The organism is Lysobacterales bacterium, assembly GCA_016703225.1.
In the GTDB taxonomy this organism is placed as follows: Bacteria; Pseudomonadota; Gammaproteobacteria; order Xanthomonadales; family Ahniellaceae; genus JADKHK01.
In genome coordinates this window covers 658,055-676,643 of sequence record JADJCM010000002.1, presented here as the reverse complement: position 1 = coordinate 676,643, position 18,589 = coordinate 658,055, and the positions used below count along the sequence as shown (strand labels likewise).

The 18,589-nt window shown below is 64.6% G+C and carries 19 protein-coding genes; 10 read left to right on the top strand and 9 right to left on the bottom strand.

Annotated features, from left to right (window positions below):
• Window positions 1-94: 94 nt before the first annotated feature.
• Window positions 95-937: a subclass B3 metallo-beta-lactamase gene (bla, locus tag IPG63_11765; GenBank protein MBK6727922.1), complete on the top strand. Its 843-nt coding sequence runs from the start codon at window positions 95-97 to the stop codon at window positions 935-937.
• Here bla and IPG63_11760 read toward each other — a convergent pair.
• From IPG63_11760 to IPG63_11745, 4 genes are all read right to left on the bottom strand, one after another.
• Window positions 934-1,416 (bottom strand): hypothetical protein, encoded by a 483-nt coding sequence (locus IPG63_11760; GenBank protein ID MBK6727921.1) that lies wholly within the window; start codon window positions 1,414-1,416, stop codon window positions 934-936. The genes bla and IPG63_11760 overlap by 4 nt on opposite strands.
• Before the next feature lie 186 nt (window positions 1,417-1,602).
• Window positions 1,603-2,220 (bottom strand): hypothetical protein, encoded by a 618-nt coding sequence (locus IPG63_11755; protein MBK6727920.1) that lies wholly within the window; start codon window positions 2,218-2,220, stop codon window positions 1,603-1,605.
• Window positions 2,221-2,410: 190 nt separating this feature from the next.
• A complete protein-coding gene (locus IPG63_11750) occupies window positions 2,411-5,236 on the bottom strand; it encodes a right-handed parallel beta-helix repeat-containing protein (GenBank protein MBK6727919.1) in 2,826 nt (941 codons plus the stop codon).
• 69 nt (window positions 5,237-5,305) lie between these two features.
• The gene (locus IPG63_11745; protein MBK6727918.1) at window positions 5,306-6,703 is read right to left on the bottom strand and encodes a GntP family permease; all 1,398 of its coding nucleotides are present in this window, start codon (window positions 6,701-6,703) and stop codon (window positions 5,306-5,308) included.
• 345 nt (window positions 6,704-7,048) lie between these two features.
• Here IPG63_11745 and IPG63_11740 point away from each other — a divergent pair, with 345 nt between their 5' ends.
• Window positions 7,049-7,702 carry a hypothetical protein gene (locus tag IPG63_11740; GenBank protein ID MBK6727917.1) on the top strand — a complete coding sequence of 218 codons (654 nt, stop codon included), beginning with the start codon at window positions 7,049-7,051 and terminating at the stop codon, window positions 7,700-7,702.
• A 92-nt stretch (window positions 7,703-7,794) separates the two neighbouring features.
• Here the strand turns inward: IPG63_11740 and IPG63_11735 are convergent, their stop codons facing one another.
• Window positions 7,795-8,805: a hypothetical protein gene (locus IPG63_11735; GenBank protein MBK6727916.1), complete on the bottom strand. Its 1,011-nt coding sequence runs from the start codon at window positions 8,803-8,805 to the stop codon at window positions 7,795-7,797.
• 127 nt (window positions 8,806-8,932) lie between these two features.
• Here IPG63_11735 and IPG63_11730 point away from each other — a divergent pair, with 127 nt between their 5' ends.
• Together IPG63_11730 and IPG63_11725 are read left to right on the top strand one after the other, a co-directional pair.
• Window positions 8,933-9,967: a virulence RhuM family protein gene (locus IPG63_11730; protein ID MBK6727915.1), complete on the top strand. Its 1,035-nt coding sequence runs from the start codon at window positions 8,933-8,935 to the stop codon at window positions 9,965-9,967.
• A gap of 72 nt (window positions 9,968-10,039) precedes the next feature.
• Window positions 10,040-10,855 (top strand): AAA family ATPase, encoded by an 816-nt coding sequence (locus tag IPG63_11725; protein MBK6727914.1) that lies wholly within the window; start codon window positions 10,040-10,042, stop codon window positions 10,853-10,855.
• On the opposite strand, the gene IPG63_11720 is transcribed toward IPG63_11725, so the two are convergent.
• From IPG63_11720 to IPG63_11710, 3 genes are read right to left on the bottom strand one after another with little or no spacing between them, the layout of a single operon-like run.
• On the bottom strand, window positions 10,825-11,136 hold the full coding sequence (locus IPG63_11720; GenBank protein ID MBK6727913.1) for a type II toxin-antitoxin system RelE/ParE family toxin: 312 nt from the start codon (window positions 11,134-11,136) through the stop codon (window positions 10,825-10,827). The genes IPG63_11725 and IPG63_11720 overlap by 31 nt on opposite strands.
• A gap of 2 nt (window positions 11,137-11,138) precedes the next feature.
• On the bottom strand, window positions 11,139-11,429 hold the full coding sequence (locus IPG63_11715; GenBank protein MBK6727912.1) for a ribbon-helix-helix protein, CopG family: 291 nt from the start codon (window positions 11,427-11,429) through the stop codon (window positions 11,139-11,141).
• A 51-nt stretch (window positions 11,430-11,480) separates the two neighbouring features.
• On the bottom strand, window positions 11,481-12,980 hold the full coding sequence (locus IPG63_11710) for an aldehyde dehydrogenase (protein MBK6727911.1): 1,500 nt from the start codon (window positions 12,978-12,980) through the stop codon (window positions 11,481-11,483).
• Between the two features lie 178 nt (window positions 12,981-13,158).
• Between IPG63_11710 and IPG63_11705 the strand changes: the two genes are divergently transcribed.
• The 6 genes from IPG63_11705 (at window position 13,159) to IPG63_11680 (ending at window position 17,863) form a co-directional block, all read left to right on the top strand.
• On the top strand, window positions 13,159-13,512 hold the full coding sequence (locus tag IPG63_11705) for a hypothetical protein (protein MBK6727910.1): 354 nt from the start codon (window positions 13,159-13,161) through the stop codon (window positions 13,510-13,512).
• A gap of 283 nt (window positions 13,513-13,795) precedes the next feature.
• Window positions 13,796-14,668 (top strand): DUF1570 domain-containing protein, encoded by an 873-nt coding sequence (locus IPG63_11700; protein MBK6727909.1) that lies wholly within the window; start codon window positions 13,796-13,798, stop codon window positions 14,666-14,668.
• Window positions 14,665-15,255 (top strand): metal-dependent hydrolase, encoded by a 591-nt coding sequence (locus IPG63_11695; GenBank protein MBK6727908.1) that lies wholly within the window; start codon window positions 14,665-14,667, stop codon window positions 15,253-15,255. Before IPG63_11700 ends, IPG63_11695 begins: the two co-directional genes overlap by 4 nt.
• Before the next feature lie 254 nt (window positions 15,256-15,509).
• Entirely contained in the window at window positions 15,510-15,944 is a 435-nt protein-coding gene (locus tag IPG63_11690) for a hypothetical protein (protein ID MBK6727907.1), read from the top strand.
• Window positions 15,945-16,103: 159 nt separating this feature from the next.
• Entirely contained in the window at window positions 16,104-16,535 is a 432-nt protein-coding gene (locus tag IPG63_11685; protein MBK6727906.1) for a hypothetical protein, read from the top strand.
• Window positions 16,532-17,863 (top strand): hypothetical protein, encoded by a 1,332-nt coding sequence (locus IPG63_11680; GenBank protein MBK6727905.1) that lies wholly within the window; start codon window positions 16,532-16,534, stop codon window positions 17,861-17,863. Before IPG63_11685 ends, IPG63_11680 begins: the two co-directional genes overlap by 4 nt.
• 150 nt (window positions 17,864-18,013) lie before the next feature.
• Here the strand turns inward: IPG63_11680 and IPG63_11675 are convergent, their stop codons facing one another.
• Window positions 18,014-18,562, bottom strand: coding sequence for a cupin domain-containing protein (locus IPG63_11675; protein ID MBK6727904.1), 549 nt, complete (start codon window positions 18,560-18,562; stop codon window positions 18,014-18,016).
• Window positions 18,563-18,589: the final 27 nt, after the last annotated feature.

Here is an 18,589-nt window from a genome sequence, read left to right as displayed (position 1 = left end):
CCGACGCCCGCGAATCGCCGGATCCGCGTCCTCGGCAGGCCATGGCGGCGACGCCTGCAAGCGCGACAGTGGCAACCCCACGCAGGAGCCCACGATGGACGCACCGACGCTCGACACCCCACCCGCCGACCTGCAAGCCATCACCTGCGGCAGCTGCGCCGACTGGAACGCGGCACGCGCGCCGTTCCGGCTGTTCGGCGGCTCGCATTACGTCGGACCGGCGGGACTGAGCGTGGTTGCGATCGACACCGGCGCTGGCGTGATCCTGATCGACGGCGCGCTGCCGCAATCCGTGGCCGGCATCGTCGCTGGATTGAAATCCATCGGCCGCGAGGTGCGCGACGTGAAGTTCATCGCGGTGTCGCATGCGCACTTCGACCACGTCGGCGGCGCCGCCGCGCTGGCGCGGATGAGTGGCGCCAGCGTGCTCTCGACTGCGGCCGGCGCCGAGGCATTGAACCGCGGCACGGTGCCGAAGCACGATCCGCAGGCGGGCTACGGCGACTTCATGAAGTTCCCGCCGGTCGCGAACACGCGCGCGCTCGCCGATGGCGAGTCGATCACACTCGGCGACACCACGCTCACCCTTCATGCCACCCCCGGCCACACCCCCGGCGGCGCCACCTGGACCTGGCGCGACTGCGAAGACGAGCGCTGCGTGGACCTGGTCTACGCCGACAGCCTCACGCCGGTCTCGGACGAGCACTACCGCTTTGCCGATGGCGGTCGCGCCGCGACCCTGCGCCGGAGCATCGACACGATCCGCACCCTGCCCTGCGACCTGCTGGTCTCGGCGCATCCGGAGTTCTCGAAACTGTTCGAACGCCAGACCCGCAATCAACTCGTGGACCCCACGGCCTGCACCCGCTACGCCGACCGCGCCAGCGAACGCCTGGACCAGCGCCTGCGCGACGAGGCGGGCAACCGCCGCGACTAGCCCGGCTCTTCGACCGCTGCATCGTCAATGAAGTAGGCCGGGTGCGCCGGATCGTGATCGAACAGCGTCGCCGGGTTGTCGGCATTGAAGCCGATCAGCGCGCCGCCGGTGGGGCTGGCAAGCGTGACCTGAAACTGCTCGGTGCCCTCGGCGGCGTCGTCGCCGCTCGCGGGTTCACGGTCGGCGGCAGCGAGGTCCATCGCGAACTCGTCGATCAACAGCGCGTCACGAATGCGCCGACCATCTCCACGATGCCCCGAGATCGCGACATTCATCGCGACCCGGTACATCCAGGTCGAGAAGCTCGCAACGCGCGCATTGAACTTCGGGTACGCGCAGAACAACTCGATGGTGATGTCCTGGATCAAATCGCTGCGGTCCTCACGCCGGCTGCAATAGGCGTTCGCGACCTTGAACAGAATCACCTTGTGCAGCTGCAGCTCGTGCAGGAACGCGTCATGCAGATCGGGTTGAGTCATGGGTCGGGTCAGTCTCTTCGCCTTCAATCGCCTTCCTTTGCTCGAACTTCGGGACCAGGCCAGCTACACCGAAGTGCGCCGCTGTACCGAGTTGTTCGCCGGAAGCGACCGAAATATCACAACCGCGGAGCAACGCACGAACTCATGCATGGGTGTGTCGACGACTACAACCGGCCTCGGCAGCCGCTACGGAACGCTGCGCATCAACTCGACCCGGTATTGCTCGGTCAGGTGTCTGATGAGTGCCGGACGCCGCTTGCACACGTCGTCGTTGGCTATGCGAAACAGCACTCGATGGTCTTTCTCCACCGCTCGCATCAGCCAGGCCTCTGCTTCGGCTTGGCCTCGAAGGAGCGCGTGCCAACCAAGGAAGAAATCGGGTTCGGCCCATGACGGGTCCGCTTGTGCAGCCAACCCGGCAAGCCTGACCGCGTCGTCATGGCGCGCCGCTCGATAGGCCCAGCGAGCGAACTCGAGAAAGGACTGCGCGACGAAAATGCCTTCGAACGGGAGCGGGCCGTCCAGGGCGCTGGCGACAAGCTGTTCGCGTGTCTGGTCGGTGTCGACCATCCTGGCGCTTTGCACGCCGTCCCACATCAAACTCCACCAGCAATGGTGGTCAAGCATTGCCGTGAACTTGCTCTTGCGGTGCCGGAAGTACTCGAGCCCGGCAAGCGCAACTTGCGCCGCCTCCGCATAATTTTTTGCCCTCCAGCACGCATAGATCCGGCCCTGCCTGCCGCCCATGGTGCTGGCAAGGCAATGTGGATCACCGGAATCCTCGCCAATTGCCGAACCATCCACGCAGCCACTCCAAGCACCCGCGGGGACCGCGAAGGCGCGGTGTGAATCTGCTCGATATCTCTGGAGTTCAATGACATTCGCTGCAGTGTGCGACCGACCAGTTGCGTCGGTCAACACCAAAGGCCGCGCTTGTCGCGCGCAAGCGCGCCGCTACGTGCGTGGCGCGGCGTAGTCGCAGCCGATCCGCAGCTCAATCAAACCCGTCGGCGAAGATGCGGTTGCTGCTGATGGTGATCTCGGCCTCGCCGTCCTGCGCGATCACGCCCTGAGCGTAGAAGCCGCTGATCTGCAGGTAGAACGACTCCGCGCCCTCGCCGATCGCGTCGGCGAGCACCGTGACCGGCACCAGCTTGGTGGTTTCACCGACCGCGAAGGTGAGCATGCCCGAAGTCGCAACATAATCCTGGCCGGCGACGGCGGTCGCGTCCGCGGTCTGGTATTCGATGTCGATCGGATGGTCGGAACCGGAAATGTGCACCGCAACCTGCACCTGCACCGAACCCGCACCCGGTTCTTCGACCGCGGCATCGTCGGTGAAGTAGGCCGGGTGCGCCGGATCGTGATCGAACAGCGCGGCCGGGTTGTCGGCGTTGAAGCCGATCAGCGCGCCGCCGGTCGGGCTGGCGAGCGTGACCTGGAACTCCTCGGTACCTTCGGCGACATCGTCGCGCACCAGCGGGATATGCACGTACTTGACCACCTCGCCATCGGCAAAGTGGAGCGTAGTCGTGGTGGCGGTGTAGTCGCCGGGTGCGATCGCGCTACCGTTGCTGGTGTGGAACTGCACCGACGCCGCGCCGCTGACGCCGTGACTGCGTGTCACGTAGACATCCACCGCCTGCAAGTCTTCGTAAGCGAGGATGGTTTCGCGGGCGAAGTTGAACTCGCCCACCGCCTGCGGGCCGATGGCGATGCACGGCGAGAACTCCGAGGTGTTGCCGGCGGCATCGGTCGCGGTGGCGGTGAGGTAGCCGCTGACCGCATTGTCGGCGAGGCCGATCGCGAGATCGGCGTGGCCGCTGCCGTTGGTAACGACATCGAGCGCGCCGAGGAATTTCTGCCCCGCGCCGAAACCCGAGTAGTGGCAAACCGGGCTCCAGAAGAACTCGACGCGATAGCTTCCGGCCGCTGCGGAATCCAGTGCACCGGATACGCTGATCACGCCGGCGGCCGCCTGCGCGACGCGCAGCAATGGATAGTTCTGCCCCTGGTTGGGACCGAGGTCGGCGTCGAGCGCATCGTTCGCGCGCGGCCCGGAGGGGCTCAACTCGATGCCCGGTCCGCTGTTGCCGTAGATGCTGTTGCGCAGGATGCGATTGCCCTGGCCGACGTTGATCAGGATCGGAATCTGCGGACTGTTGGCGATGACGTTGCCCTGCCCGACCGAGGCACCGCCGATGCTGTTGCCATCGCCACCATTGATGCCGATGCCGAAGCCATTGCCGAGCCCCGCGGCCGCCGCCGGATTGGTGCCGATGTAGTTGTTCTGGATGGTGTTGCCGTCGGCGCCCTCTGCAAGATGGATCGCATAGCCCGGATTGGCGGCGATGACGTTGTGTGCGCCCACGCCGCTGCTGCCGATCACGTTGTCGGCACCATGGAGATTGATGCCATCGCCCAGATTGCCGAGCGCCAGCGTGCCGGTGGCATCCAGACCGATGGTGTTGCCGCGGATGCTGTGCCCGCTCGCGGTGTCGGCGAGCGTGATGCCGCTGCGCACGTTGCCCGAGATCAGGTTGCCGGCGATTGGCGCGCCAATGATCATGCCGGTGCCACGCACGTTCACGCCATAGAGCCCATTACCCAGCGCAGCGGTACCGGCGACATTGGTGCCGATGCGATTGCTCCGGATCGAACCACCGGCCGCATCGACGCCGACGGAAATGCCGTCACCGTCGTTGCCCGAGATTACGTTTCCATCGCTCGCCAGAGTGCCGCCGATCTGCGAGTCGTGGCCGTCATTGCGAATGCCGGTGCCATTGCCGATGGCGGCGTTGCCGGCGGCATTGGTGCCAAGGTAATTGCCGAGTACCTGCACGGCGCTGGCGTCCACGCCGATGCCGATGCCTGCGTTGCCGTTGCCGGAAATCAGGTTGCGCTCGGCGGCGCTGCCAAAGCCGATCTTGGCGCTGCCGGTGGCGACGTTGACGCCATCGAGAACGTTGCCGATCGCGCTCGTGCCGGCTGCATCGGTGCCGATGTAGTTGCCGAAGACGCGCACGTTGGCCCCATCGGGGCCGGCCACGTACACGCCCGACCCAGCGTTGCCGGAGATCAGGTTGCGCGCCGGTGCGCTGTTGCCGCCAACCAGCGTGTCGGCGTTGTACACGCGCAGGCCGCTGCCATTCGGCAAGGCTGCGCTGCCGGCGACATTGGTGCCGATGCGGTTGCCCTGCACAACGACCGCACCGGCACTCGCATCCACGTCGATCCCCGAGGGACTGTTGTCCGCGAGGACATTGCCATCGCCGGCCCCAGTACCGCCGATGCTGACGTTGCTGGCCGGGCCGACGCGCACGCCGCCGCCATTGCCGAAGCCAGCGGCACTGCCGGTGGTACCGATCCAGCAACCGCGCAGAACGATGTCATCGCCTGCACCGACGTAGATTCCGGCGCCGGGAAAGCGCGTGACGATGAGTCCCTGCAGCGTCGTCGGGCCGGCGTAGATGCGCAGGCCAGACTCCGTATTCGAGAATGCCGCACCGTCGATGCGGATCAGCGGGATGCCGACGAACCCGGGCTGCGTGCGCGCATCGAACAGCGTCGCCTGATTGATGTCGGGCAACTGCGTCAGCGGCGCGATGGTCTTCGCCCCGGAACCGATCTGGAAGGCGATGGTGTCGTTACCAGCGTTGGCGTTGGCATCCAGCAGCGCCTGCCGCAGCGAGCCCGGCCCGCTGTCGCTGACCGTGGTCACGGTGAACGTCGCCGCCTGCAGCGATGCCGCGGAGAAGGTGGCGAACAACATGCTGCAGGCGCGGTGGAACAGACGGCGAGATGGATGTGTGCGGCTCATGGTCGGGTCTCCTTTCCCCACCCATACGAAGCCATGCCGGCGGACCGGACATTCGCGCAGCCGGCAGCGCTAGACCAGCCCGGTACCCAGGTGCACCGCGATCACCACGAACACCGCGCTGGTCTTGATCAGGGTGATGGCGAAGATGTCGCGATACGACTGACGGTGCGAGAGGCCAGTGACCGCGAGCAAGGTGATCACTGCGCCGTTGTGCGGCAGCGTGTCCATGCCGCCCGAGGCCATGGCGGCGACACGGTGCAGCACTTCCATCGGGATGCCGGCGGCCTGTGCGTTGGTGATGAAGCCATCGGCCATCGCCGCCAGCGCGATGCTGAGCCCGCCGGAGGCCGAGCCGGTGATGCCGGCGAGCGCGGTGACGCTGATCGCCTCGTTGAGTAGCGGGTTGGGGATCGCCGCGAGCGCGTCGGCGACCACCAGGAATCCCGGCAGGGCCGCGATCACCGCGCCGAAGCCGTACTCCGATGCGGTGTTCATCGACGCCAGCAAAGCCCCGCCGATGGCCGCACGACTGCCCTCGACGAATGCCTGCGTGACCGGTTTCCACGCCAGCAAGACGACGCTGACAACGCCGACCAGCAACGCCGCCTCGACCGCCCAGATCGCGCTGACTTTGGCGACTTCCTGCACCACTGGTGGCGCCGCGCCGACGATGGCCGGATCGAAACTGTGCGAAGCGCCGTACCAGGCCGGAATGGCGAGCGTCAGCCACTTGTTGCTGATGCCGACCAGCAGCAGCGGCGACAGCGCCAGCAGCGGATGCGGCAAGCGCTCGCTCGAAAACGCCGCCGGTTCGTTGCTGTGGCCGCTGCCGTAGCCTTCGCCGCTGCGCAGCGCGGCGCGGCGGCGCGATTCCAGATAGAGCAGCCCCATCGTCAGGATGAACGACGCGCCGACCACACCGAGCCATGGCGCGGCCCAGCCATCGGTGCCGAAGAACGCGGTCGGGATGATGTTCTGGATCTGCGGCGTGCCGGGCAGCGCGTCCATGGTGAAGGTGAACGCGCCAAGCGCGATCGTGCCCGGGATCAGGCGCTTGGGGATATCGGCCTGGCGGAACAGTTCCGCCGCGAACGGATAGACCGCGAACACCACCACGAACAGCGACACGCCGCCGTAGGTGAGCAAGGCACTCACCGCCACGATGGCCAGGATCGCGCGCTCGGCGCCGAACAGACGGATTGCCGCCGCCACGATCGACTTCGAGAACCCCGAAAGTTCGACCAGCTTGCCAAATACCGCGCCAAGCAGGAACACCGGGAAATACAGCTTGAGGAACCCGGCCATCTTCTCCATGAACAGGCCGGTGAACATCGGCGCGACCAGGGACGGGTCGGTCAGCAGCACCGCACCCAACGCCGCCACCGGCGCAAACAGGATCACGCTGTGGCCGCGATAGGCCACCCACATCAGGAAGCACAGCGCGGCAAGAACGATCAGGAACGACATGCCGACTCCGACCCATGGACAAGCCGCAGTGTCCCCGCCCACGCCCGCGGAGCCCACTGTACGAAGGTACACGCCGAGCCTTGCCGCTGGCCTATAAATCGGTCAGAAGGCGGCACGTGCCGGACCTGCGCGGACGAGGCCGCGACGCGTCTCGATCGCCGGTTGGCCGAGGAGGTCGCCGCCTCCGTGGGCCGATCGGCCCACTGATCCGATTCGCCTCATCGACTTGCAATGCCGCGATTGCAGATGCCACGCCAGTCTGATTGCGCTGCTGCGTTGCCACGAGCGATGGACAACAGACAACTGCTATGCAACGCTATCGTTCGCCCTTGTGGAGGAGCGGTCATGCGACTTCAAAGCGCCCGATTGCTCCCGCTCTCGCTGTCTTGCCTGGGGCTGGCGGCGGGCGGGGCATGCGCGCAAACGGTCACCTACGACAACCCGATCGCGTTTGCGGCCGCCACGGTGGCACTGAGCCTGGTTTCGGAAGATTTCGAGAGCGCGAATGTCGCTGCTGGGGCGATCGCGAACTTCGCTTCACCGCTGCACGCGGGCACCAACAATGCGGTTTTCGCGGCTGGTGCGATGCCTGTCGGCGTCGAGATTCGGAGCGTGCCGGATTCCGGCGGGTTCACCGCGCTGGGCGCAGGCGCCGTCCACTTCTCGATCGGGCCGACCGCGTCCAAGATGGTGCTGGCGCGGGACGATGTGCGCGCCTTCGATCTGCTGTTCTCGCCGCCGGTGACTGCGGTGTCCCTGCGCGCGTTCAGCGAGTCCGATGGCGTCGGCATCGTCGTGTACGGCAGCAGCGGACTTCTGGCCAGCGTCCAGGTCACGGCGCCGGGCGACAGCGGCGGATTCTTCGGCGTGACCTCGACCACGCCGATCACGAGAATCAACGTGAATGCGCCCGACGTCACCACCAGCGGAAACTTCGAGGCCATCGACGATCTCCGCTTCGGCGGCGGACCGCTCCTCTTTGCAGACGGCTTCGAATAGTCGCGCACCAGCTGCCGGCACATCAGCCTTCTGCTGGCGCGACGGCGGGGCAAACCGGACTGCGGCGCTCCAGCTTTGGCCCCGACGGCGGCTCAGCGCTTCAGGCTCAGATGGATCACGAAACGCACGCGCCCGAAACTCAGGTCCATGGTCGACTCCAGTCGTACGCGCGCGACCTCGGGTTCCTTGCCGATGGCGGCGATCAGTTGATCGAGCGCTGCGCGGTCGGGCAGCGTGCCGGTGAACAACACATGGTCGCCGTCTTCCTTGAGGTTCAGCAGCATCGAGTCCGGGCCCATCAGCTTCCTAGCGCGGACGCGCAGGCCGATGATGCGCGCGTCGCCATCGCGCTGCATCCAGCCATCGGGGTCGGTGCTGGCGACCGCTTGCGCACTGGGCGGCAGCTTGGCTGCGGTCGGCATCCAGAACCGCGGCACCTCCACTGGAGCGAAGCGCGACCAGCGCGAATGGACGCGGATCGCGTAGGGAATGCCGGCACCGGTCTCGGCCCACAGGCCGATCACGCTGCGCTTGGTCTGGTCGTGCCGCACCAGCAACCCGCCGCGCACATCGCGGGTCAGGGCCAGTTCGACGTCGTAGTCGCGATCATCGACCCACCAGCCGTCGCGGCAATGACCCTTCGAACCCGGCGCCCCCCATTCCGGTACCGGGCCGAGGCGGGTCAACGCATCGAACGGCAGATCCCGGCGCACCTTCAGCGCACCGCGCATCGGATCGAACATCGACAGTGCCTGCTGCCGCCACTTTTCATAGTCGCCCGGGCGCTCGGTGCGAAAGCGCTCGACCGCACCTGCGAACTCGGCGGGATCGCGATGGAACACCGTGGTCAGCGAATACCCGCCCGAGTCGAACAGGGACACGACCGTCGCCGGCGCCTTCAGCGTGTGCTGGTACGAGACATCGCCCCATGGCATCTGGCTGCCCGCGTCCGCCTGCATCGCGTAGGACCCGGACAGGTCCGGGCACGTGGTCTCGCTGATCGGCGCGGGAAAGTCGGGTTCGTCCCCGGAGTGGCTGAAGCAACCGGCGAGCAGCGGCGCGAGCGCCAGCGGGATGATCCAGGTCGAGCGGGTCCGTCGCATCACGGCCTTCCTTCGGGTGACCCGGCATTGTTGAACGCTGGGCGCGGGGCTGCAACGCTTTGGCGGCCCGCTCCGGCGCAGCCACTCGCGCTGGACCTGCAGCGCGCACCACGACTAACCTGACACCATGAACGAAGCGCCCAGTCCATCGCAGCTGTTGATCTACCAGAGCGAGGATGGTCGCATCCGACTGGATGTGCGCTTCGAGGGCGAGACGGTGTGGCTCACTCAGCCACAGATGGCCGAACTGTTTGGCACATCGCAGCAAAACATCAGCTTGCACCTGCAGAACATCTTCGATGAAGGGGAGTTGCTCGCCGCCGCAACCCACAAGGAAATCTTGTCGGTTCGACAAGAGGGCTCCCGGCAGGTCAGCAGGAGCCTCGCTCATTACAACCTCGACGCCATCCTCTCCGTCGGCTATCGCGTCAAGTCGCGCATCGCGACCCAATTCCGCATCTGGGCCACGCAGCGCCTGCGCGAATACATCGTCAAGGGCTTCGTGCTCGACGACGAGCGTCTGAAGCACCCGGAGCGGCCCTTCGACTACTTCGACGAACTGCTGCGCCGCATCCAGGACATCCGCACCTCCGAGCGGCGGTTCTATCAGAAAATCACCGACATCTACGCCACCAGCATCGACTACGACCCTACGGTCGACGCCAGCATCAGCTTTTTCAAGACCGTGCAGAACAAGATGCATTGGGCGATCACCGGCCAAACCGCCGCCGAGATCGTGCGCAGCCGGGTGGACAGCAGCAAGCCGAACATGGGACTCACGACTTGGCGCGGGCCAAAAGTGCGCAAGGATGATGTCGCGGTCGCAAAGAACTATCTCGATGAAAGCGAACTTGCCGCGCTGAACAATCTGGTCGAGCAATACCTCGTCTTCGCGACCGGCCAGGCGATGCGTCGCGTGCCGATGCGCATGGCCGACTGGATCAGCAAGCTCGACAGCTTCCTGACCATCAACGACCGCGACATCCTGACCCATGCCGGCCGCATCTCGCACGAACTCGCACTCGCTCACGCCGAACAGCACTACGAGTCCTTCAACCGCAAGCGGCTCGCCGAAGCCGCCACGCAACCTGATGATTTCGACCGGGCCGTGCGGCGATGGTCGAAACCGATCGCGCGCCCCAGGAAGAAGCTCGATGATTGAACTCACGGCGCCCACCCGCGCCAAGCGCACCGGTTGCGCCGGTACCGCGATCCGGGACGGCATGCACGCGACATGAGCCGAAGGAAACCGCATCACGGCATCAGCGGCAGTCCGTTCCTGGTCCATGTCGGTCTGCACGCGGACCGCATCACCGATGCCGATCGCCATCCGTTCAACGTGCCGGCGATCGTGCGCGGTCTGCCGCTGCGGATGAAGACGCCGGTGACGATGCTGGTCGGCGAGAACGGCGCCGGCAAGTCGACCTTGCTGGAGGCGATTGCCTGGGCCTGCGGGTTCAATGCCCGCGGCGGTGATCGCGACCAGTCGTTCGGCGAGGATGCCGACGGCCAAGCGCTCGGCCGGGCGCTGCAGCTGGCCTGGCGGCAACGGGTCAGCGATGGTTTTTTTCTGCGCGCCGAGACGTTCCACCAGTGGATCGACTACATGGAGTCGGTCGGCGCGACGTTCTCGCAGTACGAACACAAATCGCTGCACGAGCGCTCGCATGGCGAAGCCTTCTCGCAGTACGAACACAAATCGCTGCACGAGCGCTCGCATGGCGAAGCCTTCCTTGCACTGTTCGAAGGTCGCTTCGAAGATGGCGTCTACCTGCTCGACGAGCCCGAGGCCGCGCTGTCACCGGAGCGCCAGCTCACTTTCCTCGCCCTGCTGCACCAGATGGATCGCTCGCGCTGCGCGCAATTCATCATCGCGACGCACTCGCCGATCCTGCTCTGCTACCCGGGCGCCACCGTGCTCAAGGTCGATGAGCAGGGCATCCGCGAGATCGACGCACGCGAGTCCGAACACGTGCGCCTGACCCGCGATTTCCTGAACGCGCCGGAACGCTATTTCCGTCACCTGTTCGCGGACGACGAGTCGACGTAACCGGCTTCGCGTTGGCTGCGGATCGCCAATACCAGCACGCGGTCCGCAAAGCTGTCGTATTCATACAGGGCGAGGTATCCGCGGCTATCCCTGCCCATGACCAGTTCGCGCACGTCTCCCGGCACCGGACGGCCGATCAACGGATTCTCCCGAAGCACGCGCACGCCTTGGACGATCGAACGGATGCGCTGCTCGGGATCAGTGACCTTGTACTTGATCAAGTGTTCAAGGATGCGCGCGAGATCTTCCCTTACGCGCGGAGCGAGCTCGACCCTGGCCATGCTCAGCGGTCGATCTTTCGCGCCGCAGGCCAGGGAACATCCTTGCCTTCGGCGCGCGCAAGCAGCACGGGCTCCATCTCTTCCCAGCTGATTGCGTTGCCGGTCTCCTGGAATTCCTTGCGACGGTCGTCCGCATCCTTCAGAAAAGACGCATAACGCTCGGCCATCTCGGTCTTCTGCGTGATCGCCTCCAGGATGAACGCGTGCGCTGTCGTGCCGCTCTTCTTCGCCAGCTTGGCGACCCGCGCCTTCATCTTTTCAGGAATGCGAATGGTGGTGGTTGCAGTAGCCATGTCCAGTCTCCCGTGCGCCCAACGTAGCACAAACGTGCCACAAGCGGCAGATCATGCCTCCAGATTGATCCAGGTCGCCTTGACCTCGGTGTATTTCTCGAACGCGTGCAGGGACTTGTCGCGGCCGTTGCCGGACTGCTTGTAGCCGCCGAACGGCGCGGTCATGTCGCCGCCGTCCCAGTAGTTGACCCAGACGCTGCCGGCGCGCAACTTGCGTGCAACGCGGTGGGCACGGCCGATGTCGCGCGTCCACACGCCGGCGGCGAGGCCGAAGTCGCTGTCGTTGGCATAACGCAGGGCCTGCGCCTCGTCGTCGAACGCGATCACGCTCAGCACCGGGCCGAAGATCTCCTCGCGCGAGATCGTGTGTTCGTGCGCGACCTCGTCGAAGATGGTCGGTTCGATGTAGCAGCCGCCCGTCACCGGATGCACGCGGCGCCCACCGAGCATCAGCTTCGCGCCCTCGGCCTGGCCCTTTTCGATGTAACCGAGCACACGCCGCGTCTGGTCTTCGTCGACCATCGCACCGATCATCGCGCCCGGATCGAGCGGATGCCGCGGCTGGTAGCTGCGACCGGCCTCGACCACCATCGCCACGAACTCGTCCTTGATCGAACGCTCGACCAGCAAGCGCGAGGCCGCGGTGCACACTTCGCCCTGGTTGAAGAAGATGCCGCTGGCTGCGGCCTCGGCGGCGCGCTTGAGGTCGGGTGCATCGGCGAACACCAGGTTCGGGCTCTTGCCGCCGCATTCCATGTAGGCGCGTTTCATGTTCGAGCGACCTGCACAGGTGAGCAGATGGCGCCCGACCGCGGTCGAACCGGTGAACACCAGACCATCGACGTCCATGTGCAGCGCGATCGCCTCGCCCGCTTCCTTGCCGTAGCCGGGCAACACGTTCAGCACGCCGGCCGGGATGCCGGCCTCGATCGCCAGTTCGGCCAGGCGCAGCGCGGTCAGCGGCGACTTCTCGCTCGGCTTCAGGATCACCGAATTGCCGGTCGCCAGCGCCGGCGCGATTTTCCAGCACGCCATCAGCATCGGGAAATTCCACGGCACGATGGCACCAATCACGCCCAGCGGCTCGCGCGTGACCAGCCCGAGTTCGTCCGGCCCGGTCGCGGCGATTTCGCCATAGACCTTGTCGATCGCCTCGCCGGTCCAGCTCATGCAACGCACGCTGGCGGCGACATCAACATTGAGCGCGTCCATCACCGGTTTGCCCATGTCCAGCGACTCGAGCAGCGCGAGCTCCTCGCGGTGGTCGTGGATCAATTGTGCGAACTTGACCAGCACTTTCTTGCGATGCGTCGGCTTGCTCTCAGACCAGCGCCCGGACTCGAACGCGCGCCGCGCCACCTGCACCGCACGATCGACGTCCGCCGCATCACAACGCGCGACCTTGGCGAGCACGGCGCCGTCGATCGGACTCAGCGCATCGAAGGTTGCACCGCTCAACGCATCGACGTGCTTGCCATCGACAAACGCCTGGTGCGGAAAGCGCAGTGCAGCGGCCTTGGATTGCCAGTCGGAAAACGATTCATGGTTCATCACTCGATCCTCGTCGTGGAGACGGCGCTCGATTCGAAAGGCGCCGCCGGGAAGAACCGAAACGCTAGCACGGCCGCTGCCCGCGATCGCGGCCGTGGCGCCACCGTTCAACATCGATTGCACGCGCTCCACGGTCACCGCTCGCGCTAGCCTAAGCACGCTCACCCGCGGACCACGCATGAAGCCAACGACCGCCCTGCACCTCGTCAAGCTGGCGCACACGCTGATCTGGGCCGTGCTCGCGACTTGCGTCCTGGCGATCCCGGTGACCGCTCACCTGGGCCGACCCGGAACGGCGGCCATCCTGATCGGCATCGTGCTCGCCGAGGTGCTGGTGCTCCTGCTCAATCGCTGGCGCTGTCCGCTGACCGACGTCGCGGCGCGCTACACCGACGCGCGCGCCGACAACTTCGACATCTACCTGCCCGCCTGGCTCGCGCGCCACAACAAGACCCTGTTCGGCACCCTGTTCGTCCTCGGCTCACTGTACGCCGGAGGTTCGTGGTGGCGCCTCGCTGGCGGAACCTGGTGAGGAAGCGATGACCCCGGTGCCGACCGCAGACGCTGGAGGAGGATAGGCATGCGAGGCTTCAGAATCCTTGGACTCGCTCTGACGATGCTCGGATCGTGCAGCGCACTGATCGCGGTCGTGGCGCTGTTGGATCCCGTGGGCACAAAGCTGGCGGATGATGGCGACCCATTTGGCGTACCCGCGTCGCCATTGGCATCTTGGATGCTGCTTACGGCATCGGTGCTGGTCGCCGCGCTCGGTCGCCGATTCATCCGGCGCAGCGGACGTGGCTGATAGGCCGCACATGTTCAGGCTCTCGACGGTCGGGCTCGCGCTGATCTGCGTAATCGCCGGCTGCTCGGAGCCACGACAACCCGAGCGCAAGCCGGTTGCGGCCCCCAAACCGCCTTACATTCCCGCTGCGTCCATCCGAACGAACCACTACGTCATCCATTCGTCCGCGGCGATCGGGGAAACCACGTCCGTGGCGATGGCAGTCGAATCACTCTATCGCGCCTATGGCGAAGCACTCCCGATCGCCAACGAGAAGGCCGCACTTCACCTGGTCCTGTACAGGGACCAGCTCGAGTTCAAGCGCAACAACCGCGCCTCACCCTGGGCCGAGGCGTACTACAGGCATCCGTACTCGTTCGCGTACCCGGGGAACAGCGAGAACCCGTACCACTGGATGCTGCATGAGGCGACGCACCAACTGATTGCCGAAGCGGCTGGCCACAAGCCTCGGCGCTGGCTGAGCGAAGGTATCGCGAGCTACTTCGGCACCAGCACCTTGTCGGAAGGCAAGCTCGATCTCGGTCGTCCAGATCCGACGACCTATCCCATCTGGTGGCTGACCGAGATCGATGCCGGCGCCGACTCACCGCCAACCTTTCAGGGCACGCCGCTGTTCTCACTGAAGTCACTGGTCGAAGACACCGGACCGCCGATCGCACAACACGTCAACCACTACTATGTGGCCTACTGGAGCCTCGTCCACTACCTGTTCCATGGCGACAATGGCATCCATCGCGAATCCGTTCCGGCACTGCTCCAACGCCGCGGCGAGCCAGCCGCATTCGCGCAGCTCGTCGGCGCCTACGACACGATCGAACCGCGTTGGCACGCACACCTTGTCGACTTGGCGAGATCCCATGAAATGACTGGTCGCGCGCGATGAACCCGATCACGCACTTCCTCGTCGGCTGGGTCGGGTTCGAGCGCATCGTGCCGTCGATGCGCGACAAGGGGCTGATCGCGATCGCTGGCGTGCTGCCGGATCTGGACGGCGTCGGCATCGTGGTCGATTTTTCGACGCGCATGCTGGGGTTGCCGCCAACCGACTACTACCAGCACTACCATCGACTGCTCGGACACGGCCTGCCCGCGGCGATCATGATCGCCGCGCTCGTCGCGGGCTTCGGCCGCAACCGACGCGCCGTTTTCGGTCTTGCATTCCTCGCCGTTCACCTGCATCTGCTCTGCGACATTCTCGGCTCGCGCGGCAGCACGCCGCTCGATCTGTGGCCGATCTACTACTTCGCACCCATCCGCCTGCAACCCGAATTCTGCTGGTCCGGCCAGTGGCCGCTGATCGGCTGGCAGAACTTCGTGATCACAGCGGCATTGCTCGCGATCACGTTGCTGCGTTCGGCGAGAACGGGCTACTCGCCCGTTGGCCTGCTCAGCGCCCGTGCGGATCTCGAACTGATCCAGGTGATTCGACGGCGCCTTGGCCAAGTGCGCGAGCGAGATCGACGCGATTGAAGGAAATGGGTTGCGACGTTTGCCATTCCGCGAACTGAAGAGCACCCCACCCAAACCCTCCCCTCCGCGCTGCGCGCGCAAGGGAGGGAGCCGATTCAAAACGTCGGCGGTGTGCTGGCGCTGACGATGATGACGTCGACTTGGCCGACGTTGCGGAAGCGATGGGGGCGAAGGCATTCGAAGTAGTAGGCTGCGCCGGGCTCGAAGGCACGGATGGCGTCCCCACCTTGAACTGACCTCCCCGAGGAACACCCATGCGCCTGCCGATCACACTCGCCACCCTTCTGTTGCTTGGCGCATGCAACGCAAATCCGGAGTGCGATGCCACCGACGCGCCGCCCGCTGCGACGATGGATGCGACGATCGGTGCAGCAGTCGATGCCCTGCTCACCACCGCCGCCACCGACTTCCACGCTCATCGCCCACCCGAGCCGTCGCAATTCCGCGCCGTGCGCGCCGGCACCCTGGCCACGCCCGACGGCCCCAACCAGCCCCTGATCTGCGGCGAGTTCCTGCCACTGCAAACCGACGGCAACGCACAATGGACACTCTTCGCCACCATCAAAACCTCCGGCTACGAACAATGGCTCGGTACCGGCGCCCTCGCCTTCTGCCAGAACCCCGCCGTCTCCTGGCAACCCGGCGACTGGACCCCCACGCTGCAGCAGAAATTCGACGCGCTGCGGTAGGGTTGAGCGTATGCCCAATGAGAACGCCAGCGCCCCAACCCGAAGTCGTGGCTTCCTGAGCCGATGAGTCTGGAAGCAAATCCACATGTGGAGTTGTTGACCGGCCTTGGCCGCTTTGCCCCCCCCCTCAGGTTAAGATGGCGCAGAAGGAGCAACGACATGAAGCCGCGCCGTACCGTAAACCCAAAGCGAAAACTGAGGCCTTCGCCGATCGATCCGACATCGATTGAACGACTTCGCGTCCTTAGTGCGACGGCATCATACGGCGGCAATCCGGAACACAAGAAGAACCCAGGCGACTTTGGCCTGAGTCCACCTGCGCTGCCACGCCAAGGAAAGTCGCTGTGCGATGATGCCGGCGTCTTTCACCGCAGTGAAGCATTGCGGCTACTGAAGTGCGCTCTTGAGCGCGGGTTGGTCAGCGTCCAGGAACGAAACGGTTGGCCGCAGAACGTGTGGGCGATGGCCAAGAATGGCATTCCAATTGAGGGCATGCTCGAGAATCCGGAAATCGGGTCGTACCACGGTTATCCCATGTTGCCTATCGATCCACTGATCGAAGTCGTCAAGTCCAGGTGGGCTGCGCAATGAACTTCGCCATTACGTGGCAATGGTTGTCGTCCATCCATGAGTCTGCAGAGGTCAGAGAAACGGGGGCAAAGCTCAAGTTGGCAATCGGCCCCAAGGTATTGACCCAAAACGTCGATGAATGGTCCAAGACCGTGAGCGACGATGTGCGACTGTCGGCGTACCCATTAGCACTGTGGTTTGCGTCGAACTGGTGGCGTTTGAGGTGGGAGCCACTGCCCAACGGTACCCCAGACGTCTCGTGGAGGATGGCGCATGAGATCGCTGCGGCTGGCTATGGATACATTTGGCCCCAAGTCCTGCTCGCTTCTGACGGAGAAGCTATCCACGTTTGGGCTGCAGCGTCCCCAGAAGGGAAGCCCGGACCGATTAAGTATCTGTCTAGCGCGCACGAAGTCTTGATAGCGGACGAATTTGAGCGCGTACTCGATGACTTCTTTGGCGGCGTCATAGCGCGCTTGGAAGCGGTTGGCATCTCGCATTCTCCACTGCATGACTTGCTGGCCGAACTGAGTGAAGAACGTGCCAATCAGGAACTGACTGTCTACCGGCGCTTGGAAGCCATCGCCGGTTTCGACGCCGGGGAAGGACCAGCTTCAGTGTTGGATCAGTTGGAAAGGCTGGTTCCGCAAGCTGGATTGAATGCGGCCCAAGAGGTGGCCACTCTGTGCGTCTCTCAAGATGTTGGAACTCTTCTAGAGTCCGCGGTTCGCACCGCAAACGGAGTTGGCCTGAATGCAAACCCAAGCATCGTCGTGGACGAAGTGGCACAAGCCTTCTGCAGTCAACGCGCACCGGCTTGGGTGCGAGGCAAGGAACTTGCGAGTCATCTGCGTAGGAAGCTTGGACTGAATGGGGGTCCAATTTCCGACACCGCCTTGCATGACGCACTCGGCGTCAAGAAAACTGACTTGGTGGAGGCCAGTGCGCACTCTCGCCCGCCCTTTGGGCTCGCGGTTCGCAAAGCACCAAGGCAGCTTACACTGCACTTGAGAAAGCGCGGAAATGAATCAGTCCGCTTTGAGCTCGCCCGGTTTCTCTGTGATCAAATGTTCGCTGCTGCGGATGATCGCTGGCTGCCGTTGACCGACGCCAAGACTTCTCGACAGAAAGCCCAGCGTGCTTTTGCCGCCGAGTTTCTATGTCCGATCGAAAGCTTGATCCAACATTTGGGCTCCGACTTTTCGGATGATGCGATGGATGATGCGGCGCACCACTTCCAAGTTAGTCCGTTGGCAATCCAAACACAGCTCGTCAACAATGAGTTCTTGTCACGCAGTGCTTTGCCAGACTTCAATGGTGGAATCGCGTTTCCGTACGCCGTCCGCTAGTTGATATGTGGCTAAAGGTTGAGGTGGCTGTGCTATCGGCGCTCGTTCCAGTCTGTGGTTCTGGCGGCAGGCTCGATGATGACTACGTGTAGGCGCCCAACACCTGACCTTCGGGTGACCTTTTCCCCGCTGCGCGGGGCGTAGGAAAAGCTAAACCGTCGGCGGTGTGCTGGCGCTGACGATGATGACGTCGACCTGGCCGACGTTGCGGAAGCGGTGGGGGCGTTGGCATTCGAAGTAGTAGGCTTCGCCGGGGCCGAGGGTGCGGATGGATTCGCCGACGGTGATTTCGACCTGGCCGGCGAGTACGACGCCGCCTTCTTCGCCTTCGTGGGTGATCATCTCGGCGCCGGTGTCGGCTCCGGGGGGCATGACTTCGCGCAGGATGGTCATCTGCCGGTTCGCGCGGCGTTGTCCGACCAGGTAGTAGTGGATGCCGAGCGTGCCGAGGTCCGGCATTTCACCCGGTTGGTAGAACGGGCTGTCGGCGCCGCCGGCATCGAAGTCGGCGGTGAAGAAATCGGCCAGCGACATCGGGATGCCGTCGAGCACTTTCTTCAGCGAACTGACCGAGGGACTGACCTTGTTCTGTTCGATCAGCGAGATCGTGCTGTTGGTGACGCCGACGCGTTTCGCGAGCTCGCGCTGACTCAAGCCCTTGGCCTTGCGCACCGCCTGCAGTCTGAGACCGATATCCACGCCCGAACGCTCCGATGATGCGGAATC